The sequence below is a fragment of the Streptomyces sp. NPDC127197 genome (genome assembly GCF_042672405.1).
In the GTDB taxonomy this organism is placed as follows: domain Bacteria; phylum Actinomycetota; class Actinomycetes; order Streptomycetales; family Streptomycetaceae; genus Streptomyces; species Streptomyces flavusporus.
This window is the reverse complement of record NZ_JBHXVG010000079.1, coordinates 1-13,834: the sequence shown is the minus strand read 5'-3', so window position 1 is coordinate 13,834 and position 13,834 is coordinate 1. Positions and strand designations below refer to the sequence as shown.

Sequence of the window (13,834 nt, the reverse complement as noted above, 5' to 3'; positions counted from 1 at the left end):
CCCACGGCATCCACCAACGCCACACCCAAGGACGCAAAGCAGCACGCCACTCACTCACCCTGGCCGCGGAGACCTTCGAACGGCTGGGGGCAGCCACCTGGGCCGAACGCGCCCGAGCCGAACTGAGAGCATCGGGCCTGACCGCACGCACCACATCCGCGCACCTCACCGAACTGACCTGGCAGGAACGCCGGATCGCCGACCTCGCCGCCGGCGGCCTGACCAACAAGGAAATCGGCGAACGCATGCACCTCTCACCCCGCACCGTCAGCTCACACCTCTACCGCGTCTTCCCCAAACTCGGCATCACCTCACGCGCCGCCCTCCGCGACGCACTCGGCAAGCTGGAGGGCGAACAGGGGATGTGAGTGCGCAAGGTCGAGAAGCGTTTTCTCAGTCGAATGACTGACACACGGGGTGTGCCGCACGCCCGGTGTCGTTCTCCGCATCTGACCGTCACATGACTGATGTGTCCGGTTTCGTTGCGGACGAGAGTATGTGCCGCCGGTCCCGCCCATCACCGAAACCACTATTCGTCACCTGTTTGACAGGTGACGAATGGCATGCCAAGGTTTTCAGGGCTCGGGCCGGTCACCGAAAACGCACGACGGAGGACTTCACATGATCAACAGGCGTACCTTCAGCAAGGCCGTCGGCCTGGGCACCGGCGCGGCCGCGGTCTCACTGTCCAGTCTGCAGACCAACGCATCCGCCGCAACCGCCTCGGACCAGCCGAGCGGCACTTCCGCTCCCACGGTGCCCACCATCGCCCCCGGCACCCACACCGAGTTCCGCACGCTCAAGCACGTCAAGGCCGGTGTCCTGGACATCGGTTACGCCGAGGCCGGCCCGGCTCACGGCCCGGTCGTCATCTGCCTGCACGGCTGGCCCTACGACATCCACAGCTTCGTCGACGTCGCCCCGCTCCTCGCCGACCTGGGCTACCGCGTCCTCGTCCCCTACCTGCGCGGCCACGGCAGCACCCGCTTCCTGTCCCGCCACACTCCGCGCACGGCCGAGCAGTCCGCCATCGCCCTGGACATCATCGCGTTCATGGACGCCCTGAAGATCGAGAAGGCCGTTCTCGCCGGCTTCGACTGGGGCTCGCGGACCGCCGACATCATCGCCGCCCTGTGGCCCGAGCGCGTCAAGGCCCTCCTGTCCACCAGCGGCTACCTCATCACGAACCGCAAGGCGCAGCTGGACCCCGCTCTGCCGGCCGTCGAGCACAACTGGTGGTACCAGTGGTACTTCGCCACCGACCGTGGCAAGAAGACCATGGAGAACGTGGCCAAGCGCATCGCGCTGTGCCGCTACGTGTGGACCCTCGTCTCCCCCAACTGGAACTTCGACGACGCCACCTTCGCGCGTACCGCCGAGGCCTTCAAGAACCCCGACTACGCCGCCATCGTCCTCTACAACTACCGCTGGCGCATCGGCCTGATCGAGGGCGACCGACGCTACGACCGCTACGAGAAGCAGCTGGCCGCCCAGCCCGCCATCGGCGTCCCCACCGTCACTCTCGACGCCGCCCTCGACCCCTTCACCGCACCGGGCGACGGCTCCTCGTACCGCGACCACTTCACCGGCCCCTACCTGCACCGCACGATCGCGAACATCGGTCACAACCTGCCGCAGGAAGCGCCCACCACCTTTGCCCAGGCCGTGGTCGACGCCGACCACCTCTGAGCACCGGCCACATCCAAGCGCCAGTCACCTCCAAGATCCGCCCCCGCCACCGCCCCGGCACCCCGCGCACCGCGTCGGTCATGCCCAGGAGGAGTTCCTGATGAGCGCAGTCCAGTGGAACCGGCTGACCGCCGCCGAGCTGCGTGCCCTGGCGGCGCGCGACGCGGTGGTGCTGCTGCCCATCGGGGCCACCGAGCCGGTGTACATGGCCGTGTCCTTCGACCGGATCACCGAGTCCGGGGTCGCGGGCGACGCCCGGGTAGCGAGCCCGGAGAAGGGCGAACGGATGCTCTCCGGCTGTGCGGCGGCGCCGGCCGACATCATCGTGCGGGACCCGTGGGCCAAGTAGGTCGACGGTTCAGCGCCGACGTGACCCCGCGGCGCGCGGCCGGGAAGGACATCGCCCTCCCCGGCCGCGCCGGTGTTCAGGACTCGCCGCGCCTGGGCAGGTGCCAGTTCGGGCGCGGGAAGTGGCAGGTGTACCCGTCCGGGTAGCGCTGGAGATAGTCCTGGTGCTCCGGCTCGGCCTCCCAGAACGGGCCGGCCGGCACCACCTCGGTCACCACCGGTCCCGGCCACAGCCCGGACGCGTCGACGTCGGCGATGGTGTCCTGCGCGATACGACGCTGCTCGTCGTCGACGTAGAAGATGGCGGAGCGGTAGCTGAGACCGATGTCGTTGCCCTGCCGGTTCCTCGTGGTCGGGTCGTGGATCTGGAAGAAGTACTCCAGGATCGTGCGGTAGTCGGTGATCGCGGGATCGAAGACGATCTCGATCGACTCCGCGTGCTTTCCGTGGTCGCGATAGGTGGGTTCCGGCTTGTCGTCGTCGCCGCTGTAGCCCACCCGGGTGCGCACCACCCCGGGCAGTGCCCGGATCAGTTCCTGCATGCCCCAGAAGCAGCCACCCGCCAGCAGCGCCCTCTCCTCGGCGTCACTCATGGCACCTCACCTTTCTGTCCGCATCGGTCCGCGCAGGGTCCAGGCTCGCGCGTCGGGCCGGAACCCCCCCTCCGTCACCACCTTGACAGGTGACGGATCGCATGACAAATTCATCACCAGTCAGGGCGGTGACGAAAGCCGGCAGGGCCGGCCCGCCCCATGTACCGAGAAAAAGCCTGAGAGGGGTCTGTCGTGGTGAGCATCAAGGGTGGACGCAAGCGGCTGGTGACGGGTGCGGTCGCGACGGCCACGGCGGGTCTCGCGTTCGGCGCGTTCGCCCTCAGCGGCACCGCCAACGGCGCGGCCAAGACCGCCGAGGCCGCCGACACCGGCAGGCACGCCAAGCCGACCATCGTCCTGGAGCACGGCGCCTTCGCCGACGGCTCCAGCTGGAACGGCGTCATCGCGGACCTGCGCGCCGACGGTTACCCGGTCATCGCCGCCGCCAACCCGCTGCGCGGCCCGGCCTCCGACGCCGCCGCCCTGCGCACGGTCCTCGACCACGTCAAGGGCGCGAAGATTCTCGTCGGCCACTCCTACGGCGGCAACGTCATCAGCCAGGCCGCCACCGACGACCCCGAGGTCAAGGCCCTGGTCTACGTCGCCGCCTTCCTGCCCGCCCCCGGCGAGAGCGCCCTGGAGCTCACCAACAAGTACCCGGGCTCCACCCTCCCCGGCGCCCTCGACCCGGTCACCTACAAGCAGGCCGACGGCTCCACCGCCACCGACCTGTACATCCAGCAGGACAAGTTCCATCACCAGTTCGCTGCCGACGTGCCCGCCCAGCAGGCCGCCCTGATGGCCGCCGAGCAGCGTCCCATCGCCCAGGCCGCCCTGGAGGAGAAAGCCACCACCGCGGCCTGGAAGACCAAGCCCAGCTGGGACATCATCACCACCGAAGACCTCAACATCCCCGCCGCCGTGCAGCGCTTCATGGCCAAGCGCGCCCACGCGCACACCACCGAGGTCGCCGCCTCCCACTCGGTCGCCGTCTCCCACCCGCACCTGGTGGCCGACGTGATCGAGCGGGCCGCCCGCGCCACCGTCCGCTGACACCCCCTCGAAGGGCGGCGGGACTCCAGGTCCCGCCGCCCTCGGCCGACACCGGACATCACCGGCACACCTCACACGTGTGCGGTCCGCAGGAGAATGGACGCCATGACCTCACACTCCGACCCCCGTGCCCTCGGTGCCTTTCTCAGGGCCCGTCGGGCGCAGCTGGATCCGCGCGAGTGCGGCCTGCCGGAGACGGACTCAGCGCGCCGGGTCACGGGACTGCGCCGCGAGGAGGTCGCCCAGCTCGCCGCGATCAGCGTGGACTACTACACCCGCCTCGAACAGGGCCGCGTCCGCGCCTCCGCCCCCGTCCTCGCCACCCTCGCCCGCGCCCTGCACCTCGACGACGACCAACAGCAATACCTCTACGAACTCGCCGGCCGCACCGACAACCGACCGCACCGCCGCCGACCCGCCCAGCGCGTACGCCCCGCCATGCGCCGCCTCCTCGACCAGCTCACCCAAACCCCCGCACTCGTCCTCGGCAAACGCCTGGACATCCTCGCCTGGAACCCCGCCGCCATCGCGCTGTACACCGACTTCTCGGCCCTCCCGCCGACTCGTCGCAACTACCTGCGCCTGATCTTCACCGACCCCGCGATCCGGGGCATGCACCAGGAGTGGGCACATGACGCCCGGGACGCGGTGGCCGCCCTGCGCATGGAGGCCGCGGCGGACCCCGACGACCCCGAGCTCGCCCGCCTCGTCGGCGAACTGACCATCCAGGACGCCGACTTCCGCACCTGGTGGGCCGAACACCGCGTCAACAGCGCGACCTACGGCACCAAGCACTACCGCCACCCCCTGGTCGGCGACCTCACCCTCGACTGCGACACCTGGGCCGGCTCCGACGACTCCGGACAGCGCCTGATGGTCCTGACCGCCGAACCCGGCAGCCCCTCCCACGACGCCCTGCGCATCCTCACCTCCTGGACCGCGGAGCGGACGGAACCGAACCAGGCGAGGGACACGACTCGATAGCGGCCCGGGCAGGTGAAACCGCACGCCCGCAGGTGAACCCGCAGGCCCTCGCCTCTCGTGCTCCTAGGGAAGTGTGAGGAGAGGTGGCACATGCTCGCGTACGACATCCAGGGCAGCGGGCCCGGTCTGGTCCTCCTGCCCGGTATCGGGGGCACCGCGACCGGCACCTGGGAGACGCTGCTCGCCGACCTCGCGGCCGAGCACACCGTCGTGCTCGTCGACCTCCCCGGATCGGGACGCAGTCCGTTGCCCGTCGGTCCGCTGGAGGCGGGTGCCGTGGCCGACCAGGTGGTGGCCACCGCTCACAGGGCCGGGCTGAGCGACTTCGTGATCGCCGGGACCTCGCTCGGCGCGGCCGTCGCCGTCAAGGTCGCCGCCCGCCATCCCCACCGGGTCCGCGGCCTGTTCACCCTCGTCGGATTCGCCCGGCCTCGCACTGCGCTGTGGCTCAGCCTGGAGATGTGGGCGTCGTTGCACGCCCGCCACGACGACGAGCTGAGCGACTTCCTGACCTCGCTGTCCTTCTCCGAGGACTACCTGGCCGCGCAGACACCTGAAGCGGCCCGAAGCCTGACCGCCCGGGTGGCGGCTTCCGCTCCCGGCACCGCCCAGCAGATCGCCTTCGCCCTGGGCATCGACGTCCGCGGCGACCTCGCCGCCGTCACCGCCCCCACCCTGGTCGTCGCGGCGGCGGGAGACCAGTTCGTGGCCCCGGAGCACTCGGTGGAGCTCGCGGTCGGCATACCCGGCGCACGGCTGGCCGCGGTCAGGGGCGGGCACGCGGCGGCCTTCGAGGAGCCGGAACGGACGCTGGAGATCCTCACCGGATTCCTCCGTGACGTCCACCGGCCCCACCCCGAGCTCTCCCCCACCGACACGGTCAGGTGGCCGACGGCGACGGGGCCACGGTTTCTGCCGACCGTTCCGGTTCCCCGCCATCCCCACGAACGTTGACCTCTACAGGAGTCCGACAAGCCATGCGCGTGCATTTCGTCGTCCACGAAGCGTTCGAGGCTCCCGGGGCCTACGCTCGGTGGGCCCTGGACCGGCAGCACACCGTCACCTACTCCCGTCTCCACGCCGGCGAGAGTCTCCCGCCGGCAGCCGACGACATCGACCTGCTTGTCGTGATGGGCGGCCCCCAGTCCCCGGCCACGACCACCGCCGAGTGCCCGCACTTCGACGCGGCGGCGGAGATGTCCTTGATCGCCTCCTGCGCGGCGGCGGGCAAGGCCGTCGTCGGCGTCTGTCTCGGCGCACAGCTGCTCGGCGAGGCGCTCGGCGCTCCCTGCCTGCGCAGCCCGGAGCCGGAAGTCGGCTCCTTCCCTGTGACGCTCACCGAGGCCGGCCGCCGGCACCCGCTGTTCGACGGCTTCGACGAGAGTTTCGACTCCGGGCACTGGCACCACGACATGCCCGGACTCACGGCCGACGCGACCGTGCTGGCCGCCAGCGAGGGGTGCCCCCGGCAGATCGTGGCGTACGGCAGGTTCCTGTACGGGTTCCAGTGCCACATGGAGTTCGACCGGGACATCGTCGAGGGGCTCATCGAGTCGGCGGAGGAGGAACTCACCGCGCTCACCGGCCACCGCTTCGTCCAGCAGCCGGAGGAGCTGCGGCGCAACGACCACCGCGCGATGAACGAACGGCTCGAAGTGTTTCTGGACCGGCTGGTCGCCGCCTACACGGCGGCCTGACCGGTGCCACACATCTCAGACAAGGAGAAGTTCCCCATGGCCAAGCTGTTCTACGACGCCGACCTATCCGTCGTCCAGGGCCGCAAGGTCGCGGTCATCGGTTGCTGATGAGCTGGGTGAACGAGGAGGCGTAGCCTCACCGCAGTCAGTCGGTCAGGCGGTCCAGGACCACGGTGGCGAGGCGGAGCGCGGCGTGCAGTTCCGTCACCGCGGCGACGCCGGAGCAGTCGCCGCGCAGGCCCGGCCAGACCGCCAGCAGGACTCGGCCCTGCGGGATGCGGGACGGCCTGCTCAGGGGCATCCAGGTGGCCATGAGCGTGCCGTGCACCGGCGTCGCGATCGCGCCCGGACGTCCGTCGGCATGGGCGTCCGCGTCAGCGTGGACAGCTCGACGGGCGCCCCGTCGGTGTCGGAGCCCCGTACCAGGGTGAGAACGGGCCGGCCCGCGCCGGCGCCCTTGAGCGGCACAGCCGACGAATGGTCACAGCACGGCCGGCCACACCTGTCGTACCTCGTCATGGTCTCTCCCCTCGTGCCCGGTGTGTGAGCTTCGTGCAGGAAGTCTCTCGGGGGCGGGGAGCCGGACCACATCCGTCATCCGACTGCGGGGTACGTGGCAGGCGCCGCGTCCTGTGCCACCCGCTCCAGCAGTCGTGAGGCGTCGGACAGCGCGAAGTCGGTGTCCGGAGCGGGATGCGTGGTCACCTCGTACAAGTGGGCGAGGAAGCGAGCGAGGCGGCCGCCACCGGCATACGTCAGGGCGACGCTGCCCTCCCACAGGGTCTCGCGCAGGCGGGCCGGGGTGAACTGCCCATCTCCGGCACAGGCCAGGAGAAGGCGAGCCGCGAGGGTCCGCTCCAGCGGTTCCGGGGCCCAGACACCGTGGTCGAGGTCCTCGGCGAGGGCGGCGGTCAGTGAGGTGAGGCGCTCATGGGGCATGGGAATCGATGGCCTTCTGCTCAGCGCGGGTGACATGTGTCTGCCGTACCCCGACGGACGACATGTCGGTGTAGGTTTCACTCAGAATACGTGTCTCACGGACGCCTCCAGCCGTGACGGCAATGTGTGTGGCGTTTCAGCCGTGCCCCGCGTGGCAGGACGGCGCCCCGTGGCATCACCACCGGAGAGAGACCGGAGCATCGATGAGATCGGACGCACGCCACAACCGGCTGCGCATCCTCGAAGCGGCGGCCGAAGTGCTCGCCGCTCCCGGCGACACCTCGTTGAAGACCATCGCGCGCAGAGCGAGCGTCGGCCAGGGGACGCTCTATCGTCACTTCCCCACCCGGGAGTCCCTGGTGCTCGAGGTGTACGGCGAGGAGGTGGACGAACTGGTGACCTCCGTGCCCGCCCTCCTGAGCACCCTGTGCCCGCCGCTCGCGCTGCGCGCATGGCTGCAGCGCCTCCTGAGCGTCGGCACGAGCACGCCGGGGTTCGCAGACGCCATGAGCGGGACCGCCGGCACGCTGACGGAGCAGTGCCGACAGGCGTACCGACCGCTGCTCGACGCCCTCTCGGCGCTGGTGGACGCCAACGAGGCGACCGGGACCATCGTGCCCGGCACGACGGCCGACGACATGCTCCTGCTACTCGGTCCCCTGTGGCGCGTCGGCGCGGACGACGAGGAGTGCGCCAGATCGAGGCGGCTCTTCGACGTGCTCATGCGAGGGCTGTGCCCGTCGGGCGACACGCAGGAGGCCTCCGTTCCGGAGGGAGCGCGGCACGGGGGGGTAGGTGAACCCCGCCGGGTGTCCGGAACGTTGTGCGGGTGTGGTCAGTGATCTTCGCTCGGCGCGGGTACCGGCCACCCGGCCGGCCACCCGGGGTCGTCTCGCGCACGGCAGGCTGCATCTGCTGCTCACCCTCGACTCGCTGCTCGTCGTGCTCGTCTCCGTCAACCGGAGGGCCGACGGCACGCTCGCGTTCGTCGCAAACAACCAGTTCCTGCGCTGGGTCGAGGCCGACAACATGGCGCTCGGCCTGTGCACCGTCCTGCTGTACCACCTGGTCGCCGCCCACCTGGTGCACGACTCACGGCAGCGGCGACGCGGCGCCTCACTCTCGCTCGGTGCCCTGTTCACGGCCGGTGTGTACGGGTACGGCCTGAGCCTCGGCGACCACGAGATCACCAACTACCTGCACGGGCGCTTCTGTTCGGAGAACCTCCCCGCGATCTGCCGGGTCATCGCCTTCCACGACGACGTGTTCTCCGACGTCGTGTTCCTCGCCGGGTTCACGCTGCTCAACACCACGGTCATGGTGACCCAGTTCCTCTTACCGACCGACCGTGCTCCACGCTCGTGGGACAACGTCCTGATCACCGTGAACGCCCTGTTCGTCGGCGCGGGCATCACGGCCAACCTGGCCTTCGAGAAGGCGGAGTTCGACCCGTTCGTGATCGGCGTGACGGCCGTGCTCGCGCTGGCCCTGCTGAAAATCTCGCCCCGGCAGCCGATGCTTCGCTACTACGGCATCGCGTACACCGTCGGCCTTCTGGCCACGGTTCTGATCAAGACCGTGTGACGCCCGGTCAGTAGAGCTCCTCGCCGGGGAAGAGGGTGAGCAGCCGCACGGTCTCCACGTACAGCCATGTCAGGGTCAGGGTGAGACCGAACGCGGCGAGCCAGGACTGGTCCCGGGGCGCGCCGTACTTGATGGCGTCCTCGACCTTCCTGAAGTGCAGGGACAGGAAGGACGTCGCGAGGACGACGCCCAACAGGCCCATGAAGACGCCGAGGCCAGCGGGGTGCAGGCCCAGGACGTCCGCGCCCGTGAGGGGCAACAGGGTCCAGTCCGCCAGGGCGAGGAAGCACACTCCGAACAGTGCGGCGCCGACGAAGCCGTGGAGGCGGCGGTTCACTCGCATCCAGTGCAGCCTGTAGGCGAGGAGGACTCCGGCGGAGGTCGCCATCGTCCCCAGCACGAGCTGGACGAAGACACCCGGTGAGAGGTGGCTGGAGGCCGTGGCCGAGAGCACGCCGAGGAACACGCCCTGGAAGGCGGCGAACGTCAGGGGCAGGGCCGGGGACGGCGGTTTCCTGCGGCACTGGATCACCACCAGCACCACGGCGACCAGTCCGGCGCCGGCGGCGATGCCGTAGGCCACGGCCGCGCCGAGGGGAGCGTACGGCAGCAGAGTCCACGACAGCGCGGCCGCGAGGGCCGTCACCCCGAGCCCCGCCAGCGCACGGGACAGGACGTCGTCCATCGTCATCAGGTCGCCGACGGACAAGGGGAGCGGAGCGGAATCGTCCTCGTGGACCTGGTCCAGGTCCTTGCCCGTGCCGATCCGGTTCTGCGCGACGGCGATCCCCGCTCGGGGGTCCCTGGCCGCCGTCTTCTGCCCGCCTCGCCGCTTGAACTGCGGCCGGGAGAGTATCGGATTGCTGCTCTTCAACGAACGCTGCTGCTCGACCGGTGTCACGCCAGATCCTCTTCTCCGTGTCGGACATACCGGCACCCGATACCCCGCCGGCGGCGGGGTATCGGGTGCCGAGGGGTTCGCCGGAGGTGTCGGCTGCCGTCAGTCTGCACTTCCGGACAAACCACGCGCATCAGTCAATTGACGGTGGATGGTGCTCTTCGATACGTGTGACACACATATGTCGAGGGCGGTACAGCCACGGGTGACCTCACATCCTCAGCTCTTCAGCCCGTAGAAGTGCATCGGGGAGTTCGGCTCGAAGCCGATGCGCGGGTACACGGGTGCCCCGGCGACGGTTGCGTGCAGGGTGGCCCGGGTCAGTCCGGTGGCGCGGGCGCCCTCGTACAGCGCCTTGCGCGTCACCGCCTCACCGTAGCCTCGGCGCTGCTGTTCGGGGTCGGTGGCGACGAGCACGACGAAGAGCCGGCCCTCGGCCTCGACCGTGGCGGCGCAGGCGACCGGGGCGCCGTCCCGCAGCGCCAGGTAGGCGTACACCTCCCGCTTCCACAGCGTGGAGCCGACCAGACCGTCGCGGCCGTCCTCGAGGGGAAAGCCGTAGGCGCGCGAGTTGATGTCCGCGTAGGCCCGCAGGTGTTCGTCGGTGGTGACTCGTTCGAACGTCAGGTCCGGGTGGCGGGGCTCGGGGATGGGCAGCAGGTCGCCGGCCATGCCGGTGCCGGGGAAGGCGTACGCCAGGCCCGCGCGCTCCGCCGCCTCCTCCAGTGCCGCACGCGCTTCGTCCGCGAGCAGGTCCTCGAACAGCCACAGGAAGCCCGGCTGCCTCTTGGACCGCATGATGTCCGCCGCCTGCTCCAGACGCTTCTCCAGGAGCACGGCGTCGGCCCCGACCTCGGTCAGGGTGATCGCGTTCCAGAAGGCGAAGCGGCAGTCGGCCCAGCGGACGGCTACACCCGGCAGATCGCGTACGTCCGACTCCTCGTCCCGGTCGAGCACCATGGCACGCCAGACCGTGGAGAGCTGTGCCACGGATTCGACCGCGGCCGTCAGGTCCGTCACGGCAACCCCTCACTTTGTCGTGTGTTGTGAAATGTCTTGCGCTCGGTACGACGATCCCCACCGCTCACGGTGTTCGGACACCGCCGTTCACGTCATAGGGCGCCTGGATCCGGACAGCCCCGGGCTCCCGCTCGGCCCCGCCTCCACCGCGGGTCTCAGCGGCAGCCCGGGGGACGACCGCCCGGAGACGCACCACGCCGAAGCGGCCGTCGCGTCCCCGCCGCAGCCGATCAACAGCGGGGAACCTGCCGCTACCGACACGGATCCGGGACGACCGCCGGTTCACTTCCGGGCCCGGAATCAGGCGGGCGTGATGTTGTGGTTGAACCGGAAGACGTTGGTCGGGTCGTAGCGCTTCTTCACCGCGGCGAGCCGGTCGAACCGCTCCGCCCCGTACACCGCGCGCACTCCCTCGGTGTCGGTCGCCTCGTCCGGCGAGAGGAAGTTGACCATGTTCCGCTCCGCCGTCCAGGGCGCCAGCCCGTCCACGACCCGCGCCAGGTCGGCCCGGAGCTTCTCCGCCTGATCCGGAGCGCCCACCGCGAGCCCGAAGACGACATACGGAAGACCGCGGCTGGGCACCGAGTTGGGGAACTCCGGTTCCCGGTCGAAGGCTCCGCCGAGCGCCCGGATCTCGACGTTCGCCAGGGTGCATCCCGACTCCGCGCCGGTCAGCTCCACGAGCACCTGCGCCGTCTTCTCGGAGAACTCCTCCAGGCAGACACTGCGATCGAAGTACGGCATCGGATCCACCGGATCCATGTGGATCTCCCCGATCGACGTGAAGGGCTTCTCCCCCACCAGGTCGACCAGCACCGGCGCGGCCGCCCGCAGCGGAGCGACCAGTTCGGCCCCGTCGGCCGCCGACCCCAGGTAACCGATCCGCAGATGGACCACGAAGGCACCGCGCAGCGGCTCGGGCAGCGCCGGGACGTCGGGCAGGCGCTGGATCCCCAGGGACGAGGTCATCGCCTCCCCCACCGTCGGCAGCCAGGCACGCCAGGCCTCCAGCACCTCGGCCAGGTGCTCACCCGCGAAGTAGATGCCGCCGCCGTAGAAGCATGCGACCGGAAACACCTCGAACTCGATCTCGGTCACCACACCGAAGTTGCCCTTGCCGCCCAGCAGCGCCCAGAACAGGTCCGGTTCGCTCTGCGGTGTCACACGGCGCAGTTCTCCGTCCGCCGTAACCACGTTCAGCCACCGCACGTGGTCGGCGGCATAGCCGAGCGTGCGTCCCAGCAGCGGGCTCTGACCGCCGCCCAGCGTGTATCCGATGACGCCGACGTCCGGCGCCGAGCCCACGATGGGGGCCAGCCCGAACTCCGCCGTGCGAGGCAGCACCTCGCGCCAGCGCACACCCGCCTCGACCCGCACGGTGCTCTCCTGTGCGTCGACAACGATGCGCTTCATCCGCTGCGTCGTGATCAGCAGCCCGCCGTGGGCTGAGGAGACCATCTGATGGGCCGCGGACTTCACCGCGACCGGCAGCCCGTGGCGCACGGCGAACAGGACCGCCGAACGGACGTCGAGTTCACAGCTCGCCCCGACCACGACGGCCGGCCGAAGACCACAGGCCAGGTTGTACGTGGCGCACTCCGCCTCGTACTCCGCCGATCCCGGCTCGAGAACCGGTCCTCTCACGGAATGCCGCAGAGCCATCACGTCCTCCGGCCGTAGATCCACATCCGCCGTACCGGACACGTCCGCACTCATCCTGATCACAACCTCACTCACATAAGCGGAACGCCCCGAGACACTCACCCACGCGGAACGAGGCAAGACGGTCACCGGGCGCCTACCTTGACGTGACTGAAACGGGCCGGACCCCCTTCGCCGTTCACATCAACATGTCCGGACTCACATGTTGACGGCAGGGCAGTGGTCTGTCGTCGTGAAGGAAGGACGCGTAGGAAATACGTGTGCCATCTAGGCACACTACTTGTCGCAATCGGCGAATTTGCAGCCCTGTGATCATCGAGGGAAGCGCGCTGAAGATCGCTCGTCTCCCCTGGAGGAAACCATGCCGAGGTCCACCCGCATGTCCTGACGCCACCTTCACAGGCAGCGGCGAGCCAGTGAGCGGCCGCAACGCGATCCAGCAGATGTTCCAGGACACTGTGATCCTCTACGACGACGGCACACCGCGAACCCAGCACGTCACGACCAATGTCGCCATCGAGGTCGACGAACAGACGAGCACGGCGGTCTCGCATTCGTATGTCACCGTGTTTCAGGCGCTGCCCGACCTGCCGCTGCAACCCATCGCCAGTGGCCGGTACCGTGACCGCTTCGAGCGCCGTTCCGGGCAGTGGCGCTTCGTAGAGCGACAGGTCCGCATCAACCTCGTCGGCGATGTCAGCTGCCATCTGCGCCAGGCTGCCGTACAGCGGTAGTCCTCGGGTGACAGACAGCCTGCTCTGGTGACGCATCTCGTGCTTCGGCCCACAGAATCAAGCCCTTCCGGTTCGGAACACCGACAGGGGTGAATTCAGGACGTCCCTTAGACTGCAGTGATTGCATGGGCCGCACGGAGCCGGGTGCAGGCGCAGCCAGGTCGGCGGACAGCACCAGGCCTCCAGACGTCAGCCGTTGGAGGCAGCTCGATGAATGACCTGGACTCGACCGTCGGCCCGGCCTCGACACGGCTGGTCGGACGCGACCGGGACCTCGCGTTCATCCACTCCTTCTTCGGCAATTCCGAGGTCCACGGGGCAGCTCTGCTGCTCTCGGGCGAGGCGGGGGTGGGCAAGACCGCCGTGCTCGACGCGGTCCCGCTGTGGGCGCAGCGCTTGAACTCCCTGTGGGTCACCCAGCTCAAGAGGATCTCGGAGGCCGCCCCAAAGGACGGTGGCGCGTAGCCTGCGTCCCCGTACGCCGCCGGCCGGCACCCGGTGAGGGCGTCGGCCGGTCGAGGGCGCGGGGTCCGCCGGGTCAGGCGGCTCTACCGTCTTGATCGGGTTGATCGAGCCATTCGTAGGGTTGGGTCGCCCAGGGGTGCTGGGTGTGGCTATCAGGCGGCTGCCGTC

General features: G+C 69.5%; 17 protein-coding genes. 11 read left to right on the top strand and 6 right to left on the bottom strand.

The genetic code is table 11. The features are described from left to right. The 3 genes from ACFVJQ_RS44400 to ACFVJQ_RS44390 form a co-directional block, all read left to right on the top strand. Positions 1 to 368: response regulator transcription factor (locus tag ACFVJQ_RS44400; protein ID WP_385791596.1), on the top strand; the 368-nt coding region annotated here is incomplete at its 5' end. A 253-nt stretch (positions 369 to 621) separates the two neighbouring features. Beyond that, complete coding sequence (locus tag ACFVJQ_RS44395; RefSeq protein ID WP_385791595.1) at positions 622 to 1,689, top strand: alpha/beta fold hydrolase; 1,068 nt, start codon at positions 622 to 624, stop codon at positions 1,687 to 1,689. A 100-nt stretch (positions 1,690 to 1,789) separates the two neighbouring features. Beyond that, entirely contained in the window at positions 1,790 to 2,038 is a 249-nt protein-coding gene (locus ACFVJQ_RS44390; RefSeq protein ID WP_385518001.1) for a hypothetical protein, read from the top strand. 76 nt (positions 2,039 to 2,114) lie between these two features. On the opposite strand, the gene msrA is transcribed toward ACFVJQ_RS44390, so the two are convergent. After that, entirely contained in the window at positions 2,115 to 2,630 is a 516-nt protein-coding gene (gene msrA / locus ACFVJQ_RS44385) for a peptide-methionine (S)-S-oxide reductase MsrA (protein ID WP_385518004.1), read from the bottom strand. A 192-nt stretch (positions 2,631 to 2,822) separates the two neighbouring features. On the opposite strand from msrA, the gene ACFVJQ_RS44380 reads away from it, so the two are divergent. From ACFVJQ_RS44380 to ACFVJQ_RS44365, 4 genes are all read left to right on the top strand, one after another. Further along, on the top strand, positions 2,823 to 3,683 hold the full coding sequence (locus tag ACFVJQ_RS44380) for an alpha/beta fold hydrolase (protein ID WP_385791593.1): 861 nt from the start codon (positions 2,823 to 2,825) through the stop codon (positions 3,681 to 3,683). 105 nt (positions 3,684 to 3,788) lie between these two features. After that, entirely contained in the window at positions 3,789 to 4,667 is an 879-nt protein-coding gene (locus ACFVJQ_RS44375) for a helix-turn-helix domain-containing protein (RefSeq protein WP_385518010.1), read from the top strand. A 90-nt stretch (positions 4,668 to 4,757) separates the two neighbouring features. Next, on the top strand, positions 4,758 to 5,621 hold the full coding sequence (locus ACFVJQ_RS44370; RefSeq protein ID WP_385791592.1) for an alpha/beta fold hydrolase: 864 nt from the start codon (positions 4,758 to 4,760) through the stop codon (positions 5,619 to 5,621). Positions 5,622 to 5,644: 23 nt separating this feature from the next. After that, positions 5,645 to 6,364 carry a hypothetical protein gene (locus tag ACFVJQ_RS44365; RefSeq protein ID WP_385518016.1) on the top strand — a complete coding sequence of 240 codons (720 nt, stop codon included), beginning with the start codon at positions 5,645 to 5,647 and terminating at the stop codon, positions 6,362 to 6,364. Positions 6,365 to 6,509: 145 nt separating this feature from the next. Here the strand turns inward: ACFVJQ_RS44365 and ACFVJQ_RS44360 are convergent, their stop codons facing one another. Beyond that, positions 6,510 to 6,677, bottom strand: coding sequence for a hypothetical protein (locus tag ACFVJQ_RS44360; RefSeq protein WP_385791590.1), 168 nt, complete (start codon positions 6,675 to 6,677; stop codon positions 6,510 to 6,512). 281 nt (positions 6,678 to 6,958) lie between these two features. Then, a complete protein-coding gene (locus ACFVJQ_RS44355) occupies positions 6,959 to 7,303 on the bottom strand; it encodes a hypothetical protein (RefSeq protein ID WP_385518022.1) in 345 nt (114 codons plus the stop codon). Positions 7,304 to 7,506: 203 nt separating this feature from the next. On the opposite strand from ACFVJQ_RS44355, the gene ACFVJQ_RS44350 reads away from it, so the two are divergent. Beyond that, complete coding sequence (locus ACFVJQ_RS44350) at positions 7,507 to 8,145, top strand: TetR/AcrR family transcriptional regulator (protein WP_385791589.1); 639 nt, start codon at positions 7,507 to 7,509, stop codon at positions 8,143 to 8,145. Continuing rightward, entirely contained in the window at positions 8,135 to 8,887 is a 753-nt protein-coding gene (locus ACFVJQ_RS44345) for a hypothetical protein (protein ID WP_385791587.1), read from the top strand. Before ACFVJQ_RS44350 ends, ACFVJQ_RS44345 begins: the two co-directional genes overlap by 11 nt. A 7-nt stretch (positions 8,888 to 8,894) precedes the next feature. On the opposite strand, the gene ACFVJQ_RS44340 is transcribed toward ACFVJQ_RS44345, so the two are convergent. The 3 genes from ACFVJQ_RS44340 to ACFVJQ_RS44330 all read right to left on the bottom strand — a co-directional run bounded on the left by ACFVJQ_RS44340 (position 8,895) and on the right by ACFVJQ_RS44330 (position 12,521). Continuing rightward, a complete protein-coding gene (locus tag ACFVJQ_RS44340; protein ID WP_385791585.1) occupies positions 8,895 to 9,788 on the bottom strand; it encodes a Bax inhibitor-1/YccA family protein in 894 nt (297 codons plus the stop codon). 216 nt (positions 9,789 to 10,004) lie between these two features. Then, positions 10,005 to 10,805 (bottom strand): GNAT family N-acetyltransferase, encoded by an 801-nt coding sequence (locus tag ACFVJQ_RS44335; protein ID WP_385791583.1) that lies wholly within the window; start codon positions 10,803 to 10,805, stop codon positions 10,005 to 10,007. A 300-nt stretch (positions 10,806 to 11,105) separates the two neighbouring features. Beyond that, the gene (locus tag ACFVJQ_RS44330; RefSeq protein ID WP_385518039.1) at positions 11,106 to 12,521 is read right to left on the bottom strand and encodes an FAD-binding protein; all 1,416 of its coding nucleotides are present in this window, start codon (positions 12,519 to 12,521) and stop codon (positions 11,106 to 11,108) included. 206 nt (positions 12,522 to 12,727) lie between these two features. On the opposite strand from ACFVJQ_RS44330, the gene ACFVJQ_RS44325 reads away from it, so the two are divergent. Beyond that, on the top strand, positions 12,728 to 13,201 hold the full coding sequence (locus ACFVJQ_RS44325; RefSeq protein WP_385791581.1) for a nuclear transport factor 2 family protein: 474 nt from the start codon (positions 12,728 to 12,730) through the stop codon (positions 13,199 to 13,201). A 210-nt stretch (positions 13,202 to 13,411) separates the two neighbouring features. Then, complete coding sequence (locus ACFVJQ_RS44320; protein WP_385518045.1) at positions 13,412 to 13,666, top strand: ATP-binding protein; 255 nt, start codon at positions 13,412 to 13,414, stop codon at positions 13,664 to 13,666. Positions 13,667 to 13,834 lie beyond the last annotated feature (168 nt).

Bases quoted from the DNA above. Each gene is read 5' to 3' on its own strand.
- ACFVJQ_RS44320 (WP_385518045.1), top strand. From the start codon at position 13,412: ATGAATGACCTGGACTCGACCGTCGGCCCGGCCTCGACACGGCTGGTC.
- ACFVJQ_RS44390 (WP_385518001.1), top strand. From the start codon at position 1,790: ATGAGCGCAGTCCAGTGGAACCGGCTGACCGCCGCCGAGCTGCGTGCC.
- msrA (WP_385518004.1), bottom strand. From the start codon at position 2,630: ATGAGTGACGCCGAGGAGAGGGCGCTGCTGGCGGGTGGCTGCTTCTGG.
- ACFVJQ_RS44360 (WP_385791590.1), bottom strand. From the start codon at position 6,677: ATGGCCACCTGGATGCCCCTGAGCAGGCCGTCCCGCATCCCGCAGGGC.
- ACFVJQ_RS44395 (WP_385791595.1), top strand. From the start codon at position 622: ATGATCAACAGGCGTACCTTCAGCAAGGCCGTCGGCCTGGGCACCGGC.
- ACFVJQ_RS44355 (WP_385518022.1), bottom strand. From the start codon at position 7,303: ATGCCCCATGAGCGCCTCACCTCACTGACCGCCGCCCTCGCCGAGGAC.
- ACFVJQ_RS44350 (WP_385791589.1), top strand. From the start codon at position 7,507: ATGAGATCGGACGCACGCCACAACCGGCTGCGCATCCTCGAAGCGGCG.
- ACFVJQ_RS44375 (WP_385518010.1), top strand. From the start codon at position 3,789: ATGACCTCACACTCCGACCCCCGTGCCCTCGGTGCCTTTCTCAGGGCC.
- ACFVJQ_RS44365 (WP_385518016.1), top strand. From the start codon at position 5,645: ATGCGCGTGCATTTCGTCGTCCACGAAGCGTTCGAGGCTCCCGGGGCC.
- ACFVJQ_RS44370 (WP_385791592.1), top strand. From the start codon at position 4,758: ATGCTCGCGTACGACATCCAGGGCAGCGGGCCCGGTCTGGTCCTCCTG.
- ACFVJQ_RS44330 (WP_385518039.1), bottom strand. From the start codon at position 12,521: ATGAGTGCGGACGTGTCCGGTACGGCGGATGTGGATCTACGGCCGGAG.